This is a genomic window from Microbacterium sp. Root180, from assembly GCF_001428485.1.
GTDB lineage: Bacteria > Actinomycetota > Actinomycetes > Actinomycetales > Microbacteriaceae > Microbacterium.
Genome location: NZ_LMHS01000001.1, coordinates 654,378 through 673,239, shown reverse-complemented (window position 1 = coordinate 673,239; position 18,862 = coordinate 654,378). Strand labels below are relative to the sequence as shown.

Here is an 18,862-nt window from a genome sequence, read left to right as displayed (position 1 = left end):
CGCGGTCGGCGGACTCAGGCGCGAGCCGGGCTCAGGCCGAAGCGGACCACGGATCGGCCCGCGTGTCGCCGGCGTCGCCGGTGTCGCCGGCATCGTCGACGGCGAGCCCATGCAGCGTCTCGAGCGCGGCGTGCACCTCGTCGAGGCGCCCGTCGACGGCCAGCTCGCGGATGCGCACGGACGGGCGGTGCAGCAGCACACCCGCCAGGTGGCGCAGTGCGGCCTCGGTCTCGTCTCCAGCGCCCCGTGCGCGCGCCCGGGCGATCTCGGCCTCGACGATCCCGAGCACATCGCTGCGCAGCGCCGTGATGGCGGGGCCGGCGGCACGATCGGCCGCGAACTCGGTCGCGGCATCGCCGACGATCGCGCGGGCATCGGAGTGCGCGCTGAACTCCTCGAGAGGAGCGTGCAGGCGGATGGTCTCGAGATCGAGCAGCTCGACCGCGTCGACGCGTCCGACCTCGGGATCGACGTTGCGCGGCAGGCCCAGGTCGATCACGAGCACGCGGTGACCCGGCGTGAACGCGTCGGCGTGCACGACCGCGTCGGCGGTGCAAGTGATCACGACGTCGGCCTCGGCGGCCGCGGCGGCGAAGTCCTCGACAGGGGTGAGCCCGTGCTGGGTGGCGAACGCGCTCGCGCGGCCGGAGGGTGAGAACACCTGCAGTTCGCTCGCACCACGGGCGCGCACGGCCTCGACGGTCCGCGCTGCGTAGCGGCCGGTGCCCACGACGACCACGCGGGCGGCGGCCCAGTCCGCGACGCGCGAGGAGGCGAGGTCGAGCGCGAAGCGCACGAGCGAACGGTGGGTGCCGCGCAGGCCGGTGCGATTGCGGATGCCGCGGCTGGTGTGGGTCGCCTTCTGGAAGAGCCGTTCGAGCTCGCCGCTGGTCATGCCGTCGGCGCGCGCGGCATCGAGCGCGCGACGCACCTGACCTGAGATCTCGTCCTCGCCGACGACGACGGACTCGAGTCCGCTGGTCACCGCGAAGAGGTGGGCGGCAGCATCCGCTCCCTGGTGCACCTCGACGGACGAGCGCAGCAGCTCGACGGGGACATCGGATGCCGCGGCCATCGCCTCGACGACGGACTCGACCGCGACCGCCTCGCCGCCGGTGAGCGGCTCGTCGATGTCGAGGTAGGCCTCGAAGCGGTTGCAGGTCGCGAGCACGACGGCTCCGGCGACGAAGAGCTCGTCGTCGACCAGCGCGCGTGTGGCGGCAGGGGCCCCTAGGGAGAGTCGCTCCAGGACGTCGAGACTCGCGTTCCGATGGTTCGCGGTGAGACAGAGGAGCACCCCTCCATGTTAAGGCACCCCGGAGTGCCGTTTCGGAAGGTGTGCCTAAGGTTGTCGGGTGCCTCTGGAAGATTCCCACCCGACCCGCGCCGACGGCTACGTCGCGCCGCCGCTCATCCGCGCCTACCGAGGCGAGCGCCCCGAGACGACGCCGGTGTGGTTCATGCGCCAGGCGGGCCGATCCCTCCCGGAATACCGCGAGCTGCGCGTGGGCACCGACATGCTCGACGCCTGCCTGAACCCCCAGCTCGCGAGCGAGATCACCCTGCAGCCGGTGCGACGCCACGGCGTGGATGCGGGCATCTTCTTCAGCGACATCGTGATCCCGGTGAAGCTCGCCGGCGTCGACGTGCGCATCGTCGCGGGCCGCGGACCGGTGCTCGCGGAGCCGGTGAGAACGGCGGCGGATGTCGCAGCCCTGCCCGCTCTCGATCCGGCCGCGCTCGCGCCCGTGCGCGAAGCGGTGCGCCTCACGGTCGCCCAGCTCGGCGCCACGCCGCTCATCGGCTTCGCGGGGGCGCCGTACACGCTCGCGTCGTATCTCGTCGAGGGCGGCCCGTCGAAGGAGCAGCTGAAGACGCGCGCGCTCATGCACTCCGATCCGGGCACCTGGTCGGCGCTGCTCACGTGGTGCGCGGACATCACCGGGGCGTTCCTCGAGGCGCAGTTGGAGGCCGGGGCGTCGGCCGGGCAGCTGTTCGACTCCTGGGCGGGCTCACTGAGCCTCGCCGACTACACCGCCCACGTCGCGCCGCACTCGTCGCGAGCGCTGGAGCGCGCGCGTGCGCTCGGCGTTCCGCTCGTGCACTTCGGCGTCGGCACCGGCGAGCTCCTCGCCGCGATGCACGGCGTCGGCGTCGACGTCATGGGCGTCGACTGGCGCCTCCCGCTCGATGAGGCCTCGCGCCGCCTGGGCGGGAACGTGCCGCTGCAGGGCAACATCGATCCGGCCCTGCTCGCGGCGCCGTGGCCGGTGCTCGAGGCGCATGTGCGCGGCGTACTGGACCGCGGCCGCGCGGCGCCCGCCCACGTCGTGAACCTCGGTCACGGGGTCCCGCCCGAGACCGACCCCGCCGTGCTCACGCGGATCGTGGAGTTCGTCCACGCGCATGGCTGACATCACCGTCGTCGGCGGCGGAGTCGCGGGGCTCGTCGTGGCCCGGCGGCTCGCGCTGTCGGGGATCGACGTGACGGTGGTCGAGGCATCCGACCGCCTGGGCGGACCGGTCGCCCGGCATGTCGTGGCAGGAATCGCGCTGGATGCCGGAGCCGAGAGCTTCGCCGTGCGCGGCGGCACGGTGGCGGCCCTGCTCGAAGAGCTCGGTCTCGCGGCCGACATCGTCGAGCCGCGGCCCGGCCCGGCGTGGCTGCAGCCCGCGGACGGACCGGCCGTGCCGCTGCCCGCGACAGCCCTGCTCGGCATCCCGGCCGATCCGGCCGCGGACGACGTCGTGCGGGTCGTCGGCGCCGCGGCGGCGGCCGACGCCGTGCGGCGGGATGCGCTGCCGCTCACGCCCGGATCGGACACCCTCACGCTCGGCGCCCTCGTGCGGGCACGGCTCGGCGACGCGGTGCTCGAGCGGCTCGTGGCGCCCGTCGTGCACGGGGTGCACTCGCAGCATCCGGACGATGTCCCCCTGTCGCGCGCGCACCCGGCACTGCCGGCCGAACTCGTCGCGACGGGGTCGCTCACGGGGGCGGTGTCGCGGCTTCGTGCCGCTGCTCCCCCGGGATCGGCCGTGGCCGGCATCCGCGGCGGCATGCACCGGCTCGTGCCCGCGCTGGCCGCCGACATCGAGGCGCACGGCGGCACGATCCGCCTCGGCACGCGCGTCGACGACGTCGCGGCGATGCCCGGCCGGGTGGTCGTGGCGGCGCCGGTGGCGGCATCCGGACCCGCTCCCGGACGGCGGATCGACCTCGTGACGCTGGTCGTGGAGCAGGACGCGCTGAATGCCGCACCCCGAGGGAGCGGCCTGCTCGTCGCCGCCGGAGCCCCCGTGGCCGCCAGGGCCCTCACCCACGCCACCGCGAAGTGGGAGTGGCTGCGTGAGGCCGCCGGCGGGCGCCATGTCGTGCGCCTGTCGTATGACGCCGTGCCCGCCGATCCGGTCGCCACCGCCCGCGCCGACGCCGAGGAGCTGCTCGGCGTGCCGCTGCCGATCGTGGTCGACGCCGCGCACGTCGTGTGGACCCGCCCCGACCCGGCGTCCGCCTTGCGCTCGATCGTCGTCGGCGAGACCGTCGCCGGGTCGGGCCTGGCCGGCATCATCGCCCACGCCGAGCGCACCGCCCGGGATCTGCTCGTCCGCTGACGCGCCTCGGCCCGAGCGGCCCGCCGCCGCCCGGCCGACCCGCCGCCGCCAGGCCGACCTGCCGTCGCCCGGGCGACCCGCCGCCGCCAGGCCGTCGAAAACGAAGGAAAAGGGCCGCCTCCGCCGGTGATGCAGCCCGACGACGCGGCGTTTCTCCTCCGTTCCGTGCACTGCGGCCTGACGACCGCGGCACTGAGGCGAGACTCGGGCCGGGTGGCGGGGTGAAACAATGGATCCATGAGCGAAACCTCGGCTGTTCCCCCGTCCGAGAACGAGGCGCTCGGCTACACGCTGTGGGCCGTGTTCCGCCGTGATCACGCGAACCCCGCCTCCGCAGGAGACCTGACCGCCGCGGTCGCCGAGGTCGAGGCGTCCGGCGTCACCGTCCGCGGCTGGTACGACGTGTCGGGCCTGCGCTCCGACGCCGATCTCATGGTGTGGCTGCACGCCACCGACGTCGCCCCCGAGAAGCTGCAGGCCGCGCTGCGCACGCTCCGCCGCGCCGAGCCTCTCGCCTCGCTCGTGCCCGTGTGGAACGCGATGGGCGTGCATCGCGATGCCGAGTTCACCGCGAACCACCTGCCGGCGTTCATGCGCGGGAAGGACCCCGAGGCGTGGCTCACCGTCTACCCGTTCGTGCGGTCCTACGAGTGGTACATCCTGCCCGACGAGGAGCGCCGTGAGATGCTCGCCGATCACGGCCGCAAGGGTTCCGAGTACCGCCAGGTCCTCGCCAACACGGTGGCGTCGTTCGCGCTCGGCGACTACGAGTGGATTCTCGCGCTCGAGGCTCCCGAACTGGTCGATCTCGTCGACCTCATGCGCCACCTGCGTCAGACCGAGGCTCGGCGCCACGTGCGCGAGGAGGTCCCGTTCTACACCGGCCGCCGCATCGGCCTCGACGAGATCGCCGAGGTGCTGTCGTGACGACGCTGCGGATCGGCACCCGCGGCAGCGCCCTCGCGCTGACCCAGACCGGGATGGTCGCCAGCGACCTGTCCGACGCGACCGGAGTCAAGACCGAGCTCGTCACGATCACGACCGACGGCGACCGCACCAATGAGCCGCTCTCGCGCGCCGGCGGCATGGGCCTGTTCACCGGGGCGCTGCGCGACGCGCTGCTGGAGGATCGCTGCGACCTCGTCGTGCATTCCCTCAAGGACCTGCCGACGGCGCCCCACGACCGCCTCGTCGTCGCCGCGATCCCGGCTCGCGAGGATCCGCGCGACGCCCTGTGCGCGCGCGACGGCCTCACCCTCGAGAAGCTCCCCCAGGGCGCCCGGGTCGGCACCGGATCGCCGCGGCGCATGGCTCAGCTGCGGTCTAAACGGCCCGACCTGGACGTCGTCGACATCCGCGGCAACGTCGACACCCGCCTCGGTCGCGTCGCGCCGGGCGACCTCGACGCAGTGGTGCTCGCCGCGGCGGGACTGCGCCGCCTCGGCCGCACCGACGTCATCACCGAGTACCTCGACGCCGACCGCTGGCCGACCGCCCCGGGGCAGGGCGCGCTCGCGGTCGAGGTGCGCGCCGGCGACGAGGAGCTCGTCCGAGCCCTCGACCACGCCGAGACCCGTGCCGCGGTCGATGCCGAGCGCGGCGTGCTCGCCCTGCTCGAGGCCGGCTGCTCGGCGCCCGTCGGCGCCCGGGCGGTCGTCGACGCGGGACTCCTCTTCCTCTCGGCGAGTGTGTACAGCCTCGATGGCCAGACCGTCCTCACCGCGTCCCACGCCGCCGCCTGGCCCGACGACGGTGACCCGTCGCGCGAGGTCGCCGCGCGCGCCGCCCGCGAACTGCTCGACGGCGGAGCCGCCGACCTCACCGGAGCCCGCCCATGACCCGTCAGGACGGCCCCGTGGTGCGCCCGCGCCGCCTGCGCGCCACACCCGCCATGCGCCGTCTGGTCGCCGAGACCCGCCTGCATCCCGCCGACCTCGTGCTCCCGATGTTCGTCCGCGAGGGCGCGAGCGAGCCGGTGCCGATCTCATCGATGCCGGGCGTCGTGCAGCACACCACCGAGAGCCTCAAGGGGGCGGTGGCGGATGCCGCAGCCGCCGGCATCGGAGGCATCATGCTGTTCGGGGTTCCCGAGCACAAGGATGCGACCGGATCGGGCGCGACAGATCCCGACGGCATCCTCAACGTCGCCACGCGCATCGCGGTGGCCGAGGCCGGCAGCGCGCTCGTGGTGCAGACCGACCTCTGCCTCGACGAGTTCACCGACCACGGCCACTGCGGCGTGCTGGACGCGAACGGCGGCGTGGACAACGACGCCTCGCTCGAGCGCTACCGCGAGATGGGGGTGGCGCAGGCCGAGGCGGGCTCACAGCTGCTCGGGCTCAGCGGCATGATGGACGGCCAGGTCGCGGCCGTGCGCGACGCTCTCGACACCGCCGGGCACTCCCGCGTGCCGCTCCTCGGCTACGCCGCGAAGTACGCGTCGGCGTTCTACGGCCCGTTCCGCGAAGCCGTGCAGTCCTCGCTCGAGGGCGATCGCCGCACCTACCAGCTCGACCCCGCGAACCGCCGCGAGGGCGCGCTCGAGATCGACCTCGACGTCGCCGAGGGCGCCGACATCGTCATGGTCAAGCCGGCGATGAGCTACCTCGACGTGCTGGCCGATGCCGCGGCATCCAGCCCCGTCCCGGTGTGGGCGTACCAGGTGTCGGGCGAGTACGCGATGATCGAGGCCGCTGCGGCCAACGGCTGGATCGACCGCCGCCGAGCGATCGAGGAGTCCGTGCTCGGCATCCGTCGTGCGGGCGCGGACGCCGTGCTGACCTACTGGGCCGTCGAGCTGGCGGGATGGATCCGATGACGACCAACGAGCAGGAGTTCGCGCGCGCCCGCGGTGCGATGCCGGGAGGGGTCAACTCCCCCGTGCGCGCCTTCGGTTCCGTCGGCACGACGCCGCGCTTCTTCGTGTCGGCGTCGGGTCCGCGAGTGACCGATGTCGAGGGGCGCGCGTACGTCGACCTCGTCGGCTCGTGGGGTCCCGCGATCCTCGGGCACGCGCATCCCGCCGTGGTGAAAGCGGTGCAGGATGCCGCATCCCACGGCCTAGGCTTCGGTGCCAGCACCCCGGGCGAGACCCAGCTAGCCGAGCTGCTCACGGCGCGCGTGACGCGTGACGGTGCGCGCCCGATCGAGCGCGTGCGCCTGGTCTCGACGGGCACCGAGGCGACGATGACCGCGATCCGCCTCGCCCGCGGCGCAACCGGCCGCGATCTCATCGTGAAGTTCGCCGGGCACTACCACGGGCACTCCGACGGCCTGCTGGCCGAGGCGGGGTCGGGCGTCGCGACGCTCGCGATGCCGGGCTCGGCGGGAGTTCCCGCCCCGATCGCCGCGCAGACGCTCGTCGTGCCCTACAACGATCTCGACGCGCTGCGCGAGGTGTTCGCCGCCCGCGGCGCCGACATCGCGGCGATCATCGTCGAGGCGGCGCCGGCCAACATGGGTATCGTGCCGCCTGCGCACGGGTTCAACGCCGCGATCGCCGACCTCGCCCACGCGCACGGTGCGCTGCTGATCCTCGACGAGGTGCTCACGGGGTTCCGCGTCGGCCCGGCCGGCTGGTACGGCATCGACCCGGTGCCCTTCTCCCCCGACCTCATCACGTTCGGCAAGGTCGTCGGCGGCGGTCTCCCGCTCGCGGCGCTCGGCGGATCCGCGGCGCTCATGGAGCTGCTCGCGCCTCTCGGCCCCGTGTACCAGGCGGGCACGCTGAGCGGCAATCCGCTCGCCGTCGCCGCCGGACGCGCCACGCTGGACCACCTCGACGCGGACGCCTACGCCCGCATCGACGCCGCCGCTGCGCGGATCGCGGATGCCGCGGCATCCGCTCTCTCGGACGCCGGTGTCGCGCACGTCGTCCAGCGCTCCGGGAACCTGTTCTCGATCCAGTTCACGGCGACGGCGCCGACCGACTACGACACGGTGAAGGCGCAGGACGCGTTCCGGTATCCGCCGTTCTTCCGGGCGATGCTCGATCAGGGCGTCTCGCTGCCGCCGTCGGTCTTCGAGGCATGGTTCGTCTCGGCCGCCCACGACGAGGAGGCCGTGGATGAGATCGTCCATGCCCTCCCCGCCGCCGCCCGCGCCGCCGCCGAGGCGTCGCCGGGCTGAGGACCGGCCGCCGAGCTCAGGACATCTGCCCGGCGCAGGACGAATCGAGCGCTCGACGTCATTCCTCGGGCGGATCTCCTGATCCGGGCGCCAGCGCGGTGCGGCGGAGTCTCAGCCCACTTCCCGGATCGCGCGGGCCAGCCACACGAGCGCACGCGTGCCGTCCCAGGCTCCCGACTTCAACGACTCCGCTGCGGCACGCGCGCGTGCGACGAGTTCGCGGGCCTCCGGCCGATCGGAGATCTCGATGGCCAGCATCGAGAGCGTCTCCACGCTCTCCCACGTGCCCGCCTTGAGGCCGGCCGCGCCTTCCAGCGCACGCTCGAGCGGGTCTCGCTGATCCTTGCCGAACATCGGGCCTCCCCGGGGTGATGTCGGACCAGTGTAGGTCCGGACCCGCTCCCTGGTGGGAACCGCAAGACTCCTGCGAGCGGTGGACCTGAGGAGACTCCGTCGGGTCGCCGCAGACGGCCCTTCCCCTCGAATCACCGCACCCCGTTAACCCACGAAGACCCCCGACAAGCGGGGGTCTTCGTGCGGTGGTGGACCTGAGGGGAATCGAACCCCTGACCTCCTCGATGCGAACGAGGCGCGCTACCAACTGCGCTACAGGCCCGTAAACCTCCGTTAGATTATCACGCTCGCGGAGACCCTCCGCACCGGTGCGGTCCCGCGCGGCGACCCCCTCGGGGGAGGATGGAGGTATGCCGTCCGCAGCCCTCCCCCGCGTCTCCGCCGTCCGCAGCATCCGCCTCGGGGTGGGTGATCCGTCGGCGGAATTGCGCGACATCCGCATTGACCCGGACGGCGCGATCATGGCCGTCGTTCCGGCCTCGGACGCCCCGATCGGCGCCGACGAGATCGACGGGCGCGGACAGCTCGCCCTCCCCGGACTGGTCAACACGCATGCCCACGTCGACAAGTCCTGGATCGGTCATCCGTGGCAGTCCTACGGCGGCGAGGGCGGCACCGATGGGCGCATCCGGCACGAGCGCGCGCGTCGCGACGAACTCGGCATCCCCGGCCTCGACATCACGCGGCGCGTGCTCGCCGAGTTCGTGCGGTTCGGCACGACGGCCATCCGCACCCATGTGGACGTCGACCTCGGCATCGGGCTGCGCGGCGTCGAGATCGTGCGCGAGGCCGTCGCGGAGTACGACGGCGCGCTCACGGCCGAGATCGTCGCGTTCCCGCAGGACGGCGTGCTGCGCCGCCCCGGCGTGCTCGACCTGTTGCGCCAGGCAGCGGAAGCCGGGGTCGAGCACATCGGCGGGCTCGATCCCGCCAGCATCGATCGCGATCCGGTGGGCCAGCTCGACGCCATCTTCGCCATCGCCGCCGACACGGGCGCGGGGATCGACATCCACCTCCACGACCCGTCCGAGCTCGGCGCATTCCAGTTCGACCTCATCATCGACCGTACGCAGGCCCTCGGCCTCGGCGGCCGGGTGAACATCGCCCATGGCTTCGCGCTGGCGCAGGTCGAGGCATCCCGTCGCCGCGACCTGCTGCGCGCGATGTCGGAACTCGACGTCACCATGACCACGGTCGGGCCGCTGCGCCTGCCGCAGCTGCCGCTGCACGAGCTCGACGCCGCCGGTGTGCGGTTCGGGTTCGGCACGGACGGCATCCGCGACCTGTGGAGCCCCTACGGCACGGGCGACCTGCTCGGCATCGCGTGGCAGTACGCGCGCTCGTCGAGCCTCGTCCGCGACGAGGACCTGCGCCGCGTCGTCGAGCTCGCCACGACCGATGGCGGCCCCTTCGCCGGCGGCGCCCGCAACACCCTCGCTCCCGGCGACCGCGCGGACCTCATACTGCTCGACGCCGAGAACCCGATGGACGCCCTGGTGCGCACGCCCCCGCGCGACCTCGTGCTCGGCGGCGGCCGCATCCTCCACCGCAGCTGAGCGAGATTACTCGCGACGGCGCGGCGGGCGAGCAGACCGCACACGTGCGGAGTCCGACCGACTCCACCGGGGGCGTCGACTCCGAGCGGGATTACTCCCCGACGGCGCGGCGGGCGAGCAGGCCGCGGACGTGCGCCTCGATCTCGGCGTCATCGACGTACCCCATCCGCGCGAAGTCCGCATCCCCGGCCCCCGCGGCGCCCTCGGCGCGCGCGACCCGCGCGGTGTCGATCGACGGCGGACGCTGCGCCTCGGCGAGCTCCCGCATCGCCTCTTCGCGCGCCGCCTGGCGCACGGAGTCCCGTGCGGCCTCGGCCTCAAGCACTGCGGCGGCACGGGATCCGGCCGAAGCGGTGAGCGGCCGGGGCAGTTCGCGCGGCGCCCACGCGCGCGACGCCTGCTCGAGCTCGACGTCCTGCACCCGCACAGCGGGGCGCGCGACGGGCTCGGCCACGCGAACGGCGGCCCGCGCAGCGACGCGCGAGAGACGGGAGAGAACGACAGCGGATGCCGCGGCCACGGCGACGCCGGCCCACAGCCACAGCTGCGCACCGGTGTTCACGACCAGGACGGCGCCCCACCCGGCGATCGCGAGTCCGGCGATGCCGATCAGCGTCGCGGCGAAGCGGAACCAGCGGCGCGCCCGTGCCCGCCGCGCGGACGGCATCGACCGCGCCGCCGCGATCTCAGCCCGCGCTGCAGCCTGGGCCGCGGCGACCTCGGCACGCGCCGACGCCTCGGCCGCCGCGCGCTCACCGCGGGCGCGCTCGAGCTCGACCTTCGCGTGCGCCTCACTCGTCACGCGGTCGGTGCGGGCGCGCTCCAAATCGACCTTCGCGTGCTCGAGGGCCGCCGACTCGCGCTCTGCCAGCGCCTGCCGCGCGAGGCGCTGCTGCGCCATGGCGGTGCGGGCGTTGAGCTCGAGGCGCACCTCTGCGGGCGTCTCGCTCGTCTCGGCGAGAACGCGCAGGGCCTGGTTCAGGCGGACGGCATTGCGCTCGGCCGCGTCGTACTGGCGCCTGCTGGACCAGGTCGGCAGCAGGTAGACCAGCCACAGGAGCACGGCGACGAGCATGATGACGCCCCCGCCCAGCACTTGCCCGTCCATGTCGACAAAGGTATGTGCAGTGGACGCCTCCTCCCGGCATCCGATCGCGTGTCGCCCTATGCGTGCAGGCGATCCGCAGGTGGAACGGTCGCGGCGTCCTGCGGCGCGCGACCATCTGCCCACCGGCGCAGCACGCCCTCGGGGACCTCTTCGCGCACGAGGGCGAAGGAGTAGTGGTCGCGCCAGTCGCCGTCGATGTGGATGTAGCGGCGGCGCAAGCCCTCGTAGCGGAAGCCGAGCTTCTCGACCACGCGCAGGCTCGCGATGTTCTCGGGCCGGATGCAGATCTCCATGCGGTGCAGCCGCAGCTCGGTGAAGCACACATCGGTGGCGAGGGCGACGGCAGCGGGGGTGATGCCGCGTCCGGCGAAGCGCTTGCTCACCCAGTACCCGATGGTGGCGGACGCGAGCGAGCCGCGAGCGATGCCCCACACGTTGAGCTGGCCGGCGAGGTTGCCGTCGTGCTCCATGACGAAGGGGACCCCGGCGCCGTCGCGGTACTGCTGCAGCAGGCGCCGCACCCCGAGGCGCATGTCGAACGAGACAGGCCCGTCGGGGCTGGTGGCCTCCCACGGCCGGAGCCAGTCGCGGTTGGACATCAACTCGCTCTGGAGCGCGCGCGCATCGCGCTGGCGCACCAGCCGAATCGACACCGGCCCGTGCCGGCGTGGCGCCGTCAGATCCACAGTGATCCCTCGTACGGGCGGCGTCAGAGCTTCGCCGCGAACTCCTTCAACCAGGGCCGCAGTTCGGGTCCGAGATCGTCGCGATCCGAGGCGAGCTGGACGATGGCCTTGATGTAGTCCACCCTATCGCCGGTGTCGTATCGACGACCGCCGAAAACGACACCGTACACGCCGGGGCCTTCGGGGTTCGCGGCGAGCTCCTGGAGCGCGTCGGTGAGCTGGATCTCGCCGCCCTTGCCGGGCTCGGTGCGCTCGAGGATGTCGAAGACTTCCGGGGTCAGCACGTACCGGCCGATCACGGCGAGGTTGGAGGGTGCGTCCTCCTTCTTCGGCTTCTCGACGAGGCCCGTGACCCGCACGATCCCGTCGGTGTCCGTCTGCTCGACGGCGGCCGCGCCGTAGAGGTGGATGTGGTCCGGATCGACCTCCATGAGGGCGATGACGGTCGCACCGGTGCGCTCGTGCTCGGAGATCATCGTCGTCAGCAGCGGGTCGCGCTCATCGATGAGGTCGTCGCCGAGCATCACGGCGAAGGAGGCGTTGCCGACGTGGGCCTTCGCCCGCAGCACGGCATGACCCAGACCCTTCGGCTCGCCCTGGCGCACGAAGTGGATGTCGGCGAGGTCGCTCGAAGCCATCACGCGGCGCAGGCGATCGTCGTCGCCCTTGTCCTTCAGCTTCTCCTCGAGCTCGGGAACCGAGTCGAAGTGGTTCGAGATCGCGTTCTTGTTGCGCCCGATGATGACGAGGATGTCGTCGATGCCGGCCTGCGCGGCCTCTTCCACGACGTACTGGATGGCCGGCTTGTCGACGACAGGCAGCATCTCCTTGGGCATCGCCTTGGTGGCCGGCAGGAACCGCGTGCCGAGTCCGGCGGCGGGGATGACGGCCTTCATGGAGGTATGGGGCATGCCTGGCATTCTAAGGCGCCGACCGCCCGGGGCCGCGCGCGTTGACAGGCCGGCCGCCGGCCGATACCGAGCCGGCATGCCCACCGCGACGCTCATCCCTGCCGCGCCGCCTAGAATCGAGGGCATGTCCGACGCGATCGCCGATGCGAAGCGCGCGCTGCGCGCCGAGCTCCGCGAGCGCCGGCAGCTGCTGACGCCGCAGCAGCGCGAGCGCGCGGCCGCCGGCATCCGCTCCCAGCTCGATGCGCTCGTGGACCGCCTGGGCGTCACGTCGATGTCGTGCTTCCTGTCCACGATGACCGAACCGGGCACACGGGAGTTCGTTGCGGCGGCCGTGGAGCGCGGCATCCGGGTGCTCCTTCCCGTCACGCGCACGGACGGCCTGCTGGACTGGGCCGTCGCCACCCCCGACCTCGACATCGCCGAGGGCATGTTCGGACTCCCCGAACCCGTCGCCGAGGTGATCGGCCCCATCGCCGTGAACGACGTGGATCTGCTCGTGATCCCGGCCGCGGCCGTCGATCATCACGGCATGCGCCTGGGCTGGGGTCGCGGCTACTACGACAAGACGATCGGCTCGATGCACCGCTGCCCGCCCGTGTACGCCGTCGTGTTCGACTCCGAGGTCCTCGACGAGGTCCCCGGCGACGTGCACGACCAGCGCGTCACCGGCATCGTCACCCCCACGCAGACCCTTGACCTCGCGCCCGTGCGGCGCTGACTCCCGAGAGATCCATGCCGACCTACGCCTACGCCTGCAAGCAGTGCGGCCACCGCTTCGACGCGGTTCAGTCCTTCGCCGACCCGACCCTCACCGAGTGCCCCGAGTGCGGCGGGCCGCTGCGAAAGGAGTACGGCTCGATCGGCGTCACTTTCAACGGCTCGGGCTTCTATCGCACGGACTCGCGAGCCGCGGGATCGAAGGGTGGCTCGGATGCCTCGGCCGGCGGCTCCACCGCGGCCGGCGGTTCGTCGTCGAGTGGCGGCACCTCGTCGACTTCGGCATCATCGAAGACCGAGGCGAAGTCCTCGCCCGCCTCGACCGGGACCTGATCGGCGGAAGCCGGCGACAGTGAGGAGCATCACATGATCAAAGGCTTCAAGGAATTCATCCTCCGCGGCAACGTCATCGACCTCGCTGTCGCGGTCGTCATCGGCGCCGCATTCACGTTGATCGTCAACCAGATCGTCGCGGGCTTGATCAACCCCCTGATCGCACTCGTCTTCAACGCGGGCAGCCTCGACCAGGTCGGCTGGACGGTGACCAACCTGGCCGGCGACGAGGTGTTCTTCGGGTTCGGCATGATCCTCGGCGCGATCATCAACTTCCTCGCCGTCGCGGTCGTCGTGTACTTCGTCTTCGTATACCCCATGAACCGCTTCAAGGAGCGGGCCGCCGCCAAGCGCGGCATCCCCGAGGAGGAGGCATCCGACCTCCCCACCGAGCAGGAGCTGCTCATTCAGATCCGCGACCTGCTCGCCGCGCAGCCGAAGGCCTGACCCGACCCGTCGTCGCTGCGCTCCGCCCGCGAGCACAACTCCTCAGGATCGGCGCCCCGTGCGGCCCGGGTTCGCAGAATCACGCGACTCCGCTCGGCCCGGATCGGCGACCGTGAGGAGTTCTGCGCGAGAACAACGTCGGCGACTCGGTCAGCTGGTCTCCCAAGTCCGGCGCACGGCGATCGCACCGCGGCCGATCGCCGACGTTGTGCTCGGCGCGCAACCGACGGCCCGACCCGGCTCGGGTCAGTAGTGGGGCGGGACGTCCTGCCGCAGGCGGTCGTCGTTCGGGCCGGAAGCGCCGCCGGATGCCGCGTCCCCGGTGACGTCCGCCGGCGCCTCATCGCCCGGCACCGGCTCGGCGCTCGTGCCGGGGGCAGGAGTGAGCTTCACCCGGCGTGAGCCGGGCACCCGCTCGATGCGCTGGCGGTCAGTCGAAGACATCGAGCGGCTGCGTGTCTGACTCGACGCGCGGCGCGTCCGGCGGCAGGCCGAGCATCGTCGCGATGCGCTGCGCGACGCCCGCAGGGTCGCTGTACAGGTCGAACGAGTGCACGCGCACGTAGTGCCAGCCGAGACGTCGCAGGATCTGAGGACGCAGACGCAGCGACTCGCGCAGCGATTCGCCGATCGTCTCGGGGTCGCTCTCCACCACGACCGCCTTGCCGTCGTACTGCGCGACGAGCGGGAGCAGTCCGCGGTAGTGCACGTCGACGGAGAGTCCGAGACGGCGCAGCTCCCGGGCGAGCCCGAGCGTCAGCGGGTCGGCGAGGTCTTCGAGGCGGGCGTCCCGCGATCGGGCGGCGATCCCGCCGAGGATCGACATGAGGGTCGCGGCGCCGTGCTCGAGGCGCCCATCGTCGAAGGACGAGGGGCGGATGGACGACACGATCACCATCGACCGCCGGGCCCGCGTCATACCCACCGTCAGGAGTCGCTCACCGTCGGGCGTCGACAGGTCGCCGAAGTCGCTGAGCACACGTCCGTGCTTCGTGAGCCCGAATCCGAGCGAGAAGATCACGCGGTCGCGGCTCTCAGCGACGGACTCCTCGAGGCTCAGCACCGCGAACGGCTCGGCCGTGTCGCGCGAGAGGAAGTCCGCGACATCCGAACGTCCGGCGAAGGCTGCCTCGACCGCCGCGCGGATGCGCTCGGCGTGACGCGTGCTCGCGGTGACGACCATGAGCGACTCCGAGCCGCGGTTGACGGCGTGCTCCACGACGAGCGTGACGACGCGGCGTACTTCGGCGTCGGGGCTCTCGACGGCGCCGGTGACGGGGTCGGGGGCTCCCGTGCCGCCTTCGACGTAGTCCACGCTGAGGCTGCCGCGTCCGAGGTACGAGCCGGCCCACGGGAGCGACACGAGCTCGCCGCCGTAGAACGCGTCGTTGACGAGCTCGGCCAGGTCCTCACCGCCGGCACGGTAGCTGCGGGTGAGCGTCTCGACGGGAAGCAGCTCGGCCAGCCGCTCGAACACGCTCGCCGCGTCGAACGGCGTGTCGAACTCGGATGCCTCGGGCGCGTCCGCAGGCACTCCGGCGGCCACGCGGAACGGCGTCGGCTTCTGCGTGACGGGGTCGCCGAACACGACGACCTGCCGCGCGCGGCGCAGCGCAGGGGCGGCCTCCGCGAGGCACAGGGCCGCGGCATCCGCGATCACGACCACGTCGAAGGCGTCCGACGGGAGGAGCGGAACGTCGTAGGGAGAGGCGAGCCACACCGGCGCGAGCGTGCGCGAGAGCGTCGGCGCGACCTCGGCGAGGCGGGCAGGGGTGACCTCGCCGTTCTTCAGCGCGAGCTTGAGCGCGGAAGCTTCGTCGGGCTCGTCGACGATGCCGATGCGCCACTGCGTCGCGAGCTGCGCGGCGAGAAGCGGTCCGGATGCCGCGGCATGCGCCTCGTCGACGAGACGGAAGTCGCGCTCCAGACGGTCGACCACGGCCGTGTTGGCGCCGAGGACGGCACGGTCGCTGCGCAGCAGCTGCTCCAGCGCGGACTGCCACCACGCGAACTCGAGTTCGTCGGCCACGAGTTCCTCGGGCACGTGCCGCACCGACAGCTCGGTGAGCAGCGGCTCGAGGCCCAGCGCAGCGAGCTCGGTGCGCAGCGTCGCGCGCTCCTTGAGGTTGTCGAACACGTCGGAGTCGGCGGCGAGCCCGGCGAGCGTGCGCACGAGCTGCTTCACGGGCAGGGTCGCGAGGCGGTCGGGGTCGGCGCGTCCGAGGATCGCGTCGAGTTCGCCGAGTTCGGCCTCGACGCGTGACCACGCGACGTGCACGTCGGACAGGCCGATCGGCACCTCGGGGGTGACCCCGGGCTCGACGAAGCGCTGCCACTCCGTGCGCTGCTGCTGGATGCGCACGAGCGCCTCGTACATGTCGGGCACGTGCACGCCCGGGCGCACGTACTCGCGGGAGAGGCGGCGCAGGCGACGGCGGTTCGGTCCGCTCATCGACGGGGCGTCGCGGCGAGGGCCGTGCGCCTGGATCAGCTCGCCCAGCGGACGCTCGAACACGGTCAGGCTGAACTTATCGAGCGAGTCGCGGATGCCCTGCAGCACCCGCAGGTACGCGCCGAGCTCGGAGATGGTCTGGAACGGCCGCATGCGCGTCTGCGCGATAAGCGCATACCCCCGCTCGAGCAGGCTCGGCAGGTCGCTGCGCTGGAGCTTGCCCGCGAGCGCGTGGGCGGCCCGGGCTTCTTCGGTCGTGGCAAACGAGACGCCGTACCAGGGCGAGTCGTCGGGGCCGAAGCGGAACTCCCCCAGGCGTGCGGCGGCGGCGAGCTTGCCCGCGGCCTCGGCGCGCGTGTGAGCGAGCCGCTCGAGTGTGCCGTGACCGAACCGCGCCGCGGTGGACGGCGGCGTCTCACGCCCGGACAGGGTGGCGAGCGCACGAAGGATCTCGAGCACCGACACATCGAGCGACGGATGCTGCGCGGTGACCGCTCCGCGATAGTCGCGCAGCACGCCGCGAAGGCGCACGAGAGCGTCATCGATGTCGGCGACCTTGGGCTTCTCGGCCTTCTCATTGCGGCCGATCGCGCGGATGAGGTCGGCGCGCAGGCGACGGGGGGACACGGCGAGGCCCGGAAGCCCGATGCCCGCGAGGCGGTGACGGATGCCGTCGATCGTCGAGCTGCGGGCGCTCACGACGAGCACGCGCTTGCCGTCGCGCACGAGCGCGCCGACGGCGTTGATCACGGTCTGGGTGCCGCCGGTGCCGGGGAGGGTGTGCACCGCGAGCGACTGGCCGGCCGCGATGCGGGCGAGCACGCGCTCCTGCTCGGAGTCCGCATCGAGGAGGAGCGTGTCGGCGGCGGGCGCTCTCTCGTCGGGGCTCGCGGGCTCGACGGTGTCGCGGTGCATCGTCAGCGTCTCGCGATCGGCCGGGTGACCGGCGAGCGCGTTGAGGATCGGGTGGTCGAGGTCGGCGGCGTCGCGGGTCATGGCCCCGGCGACGTCGGCGAAGCTCGAGACGAGAAGGCGGGGCTTCACGGTGTAGGAGTCGATCCACGACGTGAGGGCGCGCAGGTGATCGATCACGGGCTGCGGCTTGAAGACGCCGCCCTCGTAGGCGAGCGCGGCGAGGCCGGCGCCGTCGAGTTCGATCGAGAAATGGGCGAGCATGGCGCGCACCAGCTCGGGGTTGACGATGAACGATCCGTGGAGCTTGAGCTCGAAGTCGGCATGGTGGCGGCGGATGGCGAGGGGCCGCAGCAGGATCGGCGCCGAGCATTCGAGGCCGCCGATGCGCCATTCGGCGAGGCCGACGGCGAGGTGCACCGACTCGAGGCCGCGCGTGGTGCGCAGCTCGACGTTCTTGGCGGTGATGCGCTCGGCGGCGAGCCGGGCATTGCGCAGGGCCACCTCGTCGCGGAACAGGTTCGACAGCAGGGTCGAACGCCCGGTGATGAACTGCGGAAGGCTTCCGGGGTGCGCCTTGGTGATCTCGATCGACGAGTCCAGCGCATCGGTGAAGTGCAGCAGGGTGGAGCGTCCGCCGAGCTCGGCCGACTCCCGCCGCAGTCGCTCGCGCTCTGGGTCGGCGATGTGCGCCACGGTCACGTCAGGATCGGCGAGGCCCAGATCCCCGGGCGTCACCGCGTTGCCGTGCACAGCGTTCTCTGCGTCGCCGGCCACGACGCTGCCTTCTGCTCGCCACACACGAGCCACCCTAAGCGCGGTTCCTCCCGGGCCACTTGCAGCGGGGCCGAGTTTCGCGGTATTGGACACGCCGAGTGATCAGCCGTTCCTCCCCACCGCATCCGAACCTCCCGCTGCGCACAGTCCGGGGCCGCTCACGGCGTCCGTCCACGGGGCGCGCCAGGATGGTCGCATGACCTCGCCCAGCTCCCCGCGGTTCCTCGTCCACGCCTCCCCCGTCGGCGACGTGATCATCGTCGCAACCGAAGAAGGCGTCGTCACCCTCCACCCGTTCGACGGTCCCCTCGGCGCCGAGCTCGAGCGCGTCGCACTCGCGCTGCGTGAGCTTCCCCTTCCGGTCGAGTCGGATGCCGGGCCCGGCGTCCCGGCGGGCGCGGGCGGGGTCGCGGCCGGCGAGGCTGCGACCGTCGTCGCGCAGGCTGCGGCCCAGCAGCTCGACGAGTACTTCGACGGCGAGCGCCGCGACTTCGACCTTCCTCTGGACTGGCGCCTCGTGCGCGGGTTCACCCGCGCCGCCCTCGAGGCCGTGTGCGACATCCCGTACGGCGAGACCGCCGGGTACGGCGAGGTCGCGATCAGCGCCGGCAGCCCGAGGGCGGCGCGGGCGGTCGGCACGGCGTGCGCCACGACCCCGTTCTCCATCGTCGTGCCGGTGCATCGCGTGGTGAGGGCCGACGGCTCGCTCGGCGAGTACGGCGGCCGCCCCGACGTGAAGCAGTACCTCATCGACCTGGAGCGCGCTGCGGGCTAAGTCGACCGAGGGCACGGCCGCGATGGGGAGCAGCGGTCGCCGATGACGCGGCTGCGGGGAGCCGCGGCATCCGGACTGCGGGCGTGTAGGC

Annotated in this window: 18 protein-coding genes and 1 tRNA gene; 11 read left to right on the top strand and 8 right to left on the bottom strand. The window is 72.6% G+C overall.

What is annotated here, in order from left to right; genetic code table 11:
* Nucleotides 1-31: 31 nt before the first annotated feature.
* Nucleotides 32-1,297: a glutamyl-tRNA reductase gene (locus tag ASD93_RS03215; RefSeq protein WP_056118467.1), complete on the bottom strand. Its 1,266-nt coding sequence runs from the start codon at nucleotides 1,295-1,297 to the stop codon at nucleotides 32-34.
* 58 nt (nucleotides 1,298-1,355) lie between these two features.
* Here ASD93_RS03215 and hemE point away from each other — a divergent pair, with 58 nt between their 5' ends.
* From hemE to hemL, 6 genes are all read left to right on the top strand, one after another.
* On the top strand, nucleotides 1,356-2,414 hold the full coding sequence (gene hemE / locus ASD93_RS03210; protein WP_056118466.1) for a uroporphyrinogen decarboxylase: 1,059 nt from the start codon (nucleotides 1,356-1,358) through the stop codon (nucleotides 2,412-2,414).
* Complete coding sequence (locus ASD93_RS03205; protein WP_056118464.1) at nucleotides 2,407-3,612, top strand: protoporphyrinogen/coproporphyrinogen oxidase; 1,206 nt, start codon at nucleotides 2,407-2,409, stop codon at nucleotides 3,610-3,612. Before hemE ends, ASD93_RS03205 begins: the two co-directional genes overlap by 8 nt.
* 237 nt (nucleotides 3,613-3,849) lie before the next feature.
* Nucleotides 3,850-4,539: a hydrogen peroxide-dependent heme synthase gene (hemQ, locus tag ASD93_RS03200; protein ID WP_056118463.1), complete on the top strand. Its 690-nt coding sequence runs from the start codon at nucleotides 3,850-3,852 to the stop codon at nucleotides 4,537-4,539.
* Nucleotides 4,536-5,450: a hydroxymethylbilane synthase gene (gene hemC / locus ASD93_RS03195; protein WP_056118460.1), complete on the top strand. Its 915-nt coding sequence runs from the start codon at nucleotides 4,536-4,538 to the stop codon at nucleotides 5,448-5,450. Before hemQ ends, hemC begins: the two co-directional genes overlap by 4 nt.
* Nucleotides 5,447-6,430 (top strand): porphobilinogen synthase, encoded by a 984-nt coding sequence (gene hemB / locus ASD93_RS03190; protein ID WP_082569128.1) that lies wholly within the window; start codon nucleotides 5,447-5,449, stop codon nucleotides 6,428-6,430. Before hemC ends, hemB begins: the two co-directional genes overlap by 4 nt.
* Nucleotides 6,427-7,740 carry a glutamate-1-semialdehyde 2,1-aminomutase gene (gene hemL, locus ASD93_RS03185; RefSeq protein WP_056118458.1) on the top strand — a complete coding sequence of 438 codons (1,314 nt, stop codon included), beginning with the start codon at nucleotides 6,427-6,429 and terminating at the stop codon, nucleotides 7,738-7,740. Before hemB ends, hemL begins: the two co-directional genes overlap by 4 nt.
* A 111-nt stretch (nucleotides 7,741-7,851) precedes the next feature.
* Here the strand turns inward: hemL and ASD93_RS03180 are convergent, their stop codons facing one another.
* Nucleotides 7,852-8,094, bottom strand: coding sequence for a hypothetical protein (locus tag ASD93_RS03180; RefSeq protein ID WP_056118457.1), 243 nt, complete (start codon nucleotides 8,092-8,094; stop codon nucleotides 7,852-7,854).
* Nucleotides 8,095-8,280: 186 nt separating this feature from the next.
* Nucleotides 8,281-8,356: transfer RNA gene (locus tag ASD93_RS03175), tRNA-Ala, on the bottom strand.
* Nucleotides 8,357-8,444: 88 nt separating this feature from the next.
* Here ASD93_RS03175 and ASD93_RS03170 point away from each other — a divergent pair.
* Nucleotides 8,445-9,650 (top strand): amidohydrolase family protein, encoded by a 1,206-nt coding sequence (locus tag ASD93_RS03170; protein WP_056118455.1) that lies wholly within the window; start codon nucleotides 8,445-8,447, stop codon nucleotides 9,648-9,650.
* A gap of 91 nt (nucleotides 9,651-9,741) precedes the next feature.
* On the opposite strand, the gene ASD93_RS03165 is transcribed toward ASD93_RS03170, so the two are convergent.
* Genes ASD93_RS03165 through galU form a run of 3 tightly spaced genes read right to left on the bottom strand, consistent with a single transcriptional unit; the run spans nucleotide 9,742 to nucleotide 12,355 of the window.
* Nucleotides 9,742-10,758, bottom strand: coding sequence for a hypothetical protein (locus ASD93_RS03165; protein WP_056118454.1), 1,017 nt, complete (start codon nucleotides 10,756-10,758; stop codon nucleotides 9,742-9,744).
* A 56-nt stretch (nucleotides 10,759-10,814) separates the two neighbouring features.
* Entirely contained in the window at nucleotides 10,815-11,444 is a 630-nt protein-coding gene (locus ASD93_RS03160) for a GNAT family N-acetyltransferase (RefSeq protein ID WP_056118452.1), read from the bottom strand.
* 23 nt (nucleotides 11,445-11,467) lie between these two features.
* Nucleotides 11,468-12,355 (bottom strand): UTP--glucose-1-phosphate uridylyltransferase GalU, encoded by an 888-nt coding sequence (gene galU, locus ASD93_RS03155; RefSeq protein WP_056118450.1) that lies wholly within the window; start codon nucleotides 12,353-12,355, stop codon nucleotides 11,468-11,470.
* Nucleotides 12,356-12,479: 124 nt separating this feature from the next.
* On the opposite strand from galU, the gene ASD93_RS03150 reads away from it, so the two are divergent.
* Genes ASD93_RS03150 through mscL form a run of 3 tightly spaced genes read left to right on the top strand, consistent with a single transcriptional unit; the run spans nucleotide 12,480 to nucleotide 13,855 of the window.
* On the top strand, nucleotides 12,480-13,076 hold the full coding sequence (locus ASD93_RS03150) for a 5-formyltetrahydrofolate cyclo-ligase (protein ID WP_056118447.1): 597 nt from the start codon (nucleotides 12,480-12,482) through the stop codon (nucleotides 13,074-13,076).
* Between the two features lie 14 nt (nucleotides 13,077-13,090).
* Nucleotides 13,091-13,408 (top strand): FmdB family zinc ribbon protein, encoded by a 318-nt coding sequence (locus ASD93_RS03145; protein WP_056118445.1) that lies wholly within the window; start codon nucleotides 13,091-13,093, stop codon nucleotides 13,406-13,408.
* A gap of 33 nt (nucleotides 13,409-13,441) precedes the next feature.
* Nucleotides 13,442-13,855 (top strand): large conductance mechanosensitive channel protein MscL, encoded by a 414-nt coding sequence (mscL, locus tag ASD93_RS03140; RefSeq protein WP_056118443.1) that lies wholly within the window; start codon nucleotides 13,442-13,444, stop codon nucleotides 13,853-13,855.
* A gap of 246 nt (nucleotides 13,856-14,101) precedes the next feature.
* Here mscL and ASD93_RS03135 read toward each other — a convergent pair whose 3' ends face one another.
* A complete protein-coding gene (locus tag ASD93_RS03135; RefSeq protein WP_056118442.1) occupies nucleotides 14,102-14,299 on the bottom strand; it encodes a hypothetical protein in 198 nt (65 codons plus the stop codon).
* Complete coding sequence (locus tag ASD93_RS03130; RefSeq protein ID WP_056118441.1) at nucleotides 14,286-17,996, bottom strand: AAA family ATPase; 3,711 nt, start codon at nucleotides 17,994-17,996, stop codon at nucleotides 14,286-14,288. Before ASD93_RS03130 ends, ASD93_RS03135 begins: the two co-directional genes overlap by 14 nt.
* Nucleotides 17,997-18,192: 196 nt before the next feature.
* Here ASD93_RS03130 and ASD93_RS03125 point away from each other — a divergent pair, with 196 nt between their 5' ends.
* Nucleotides 18,193-18,771: a methylated-DNA--[protein]-cysteine S-methyltransferase gene (locus ASD93_RS03125; RefSeq protein ID WP_056118439.1), complete on the top strand. Its 579-nt coding sequence runs from the start codon at nucleotides 18,193-18,195 to the stop codon at nucleotides 18,769-18,771.
* Nucleotides 18,772-18,862: the final 91 nt, after the last annotated feature.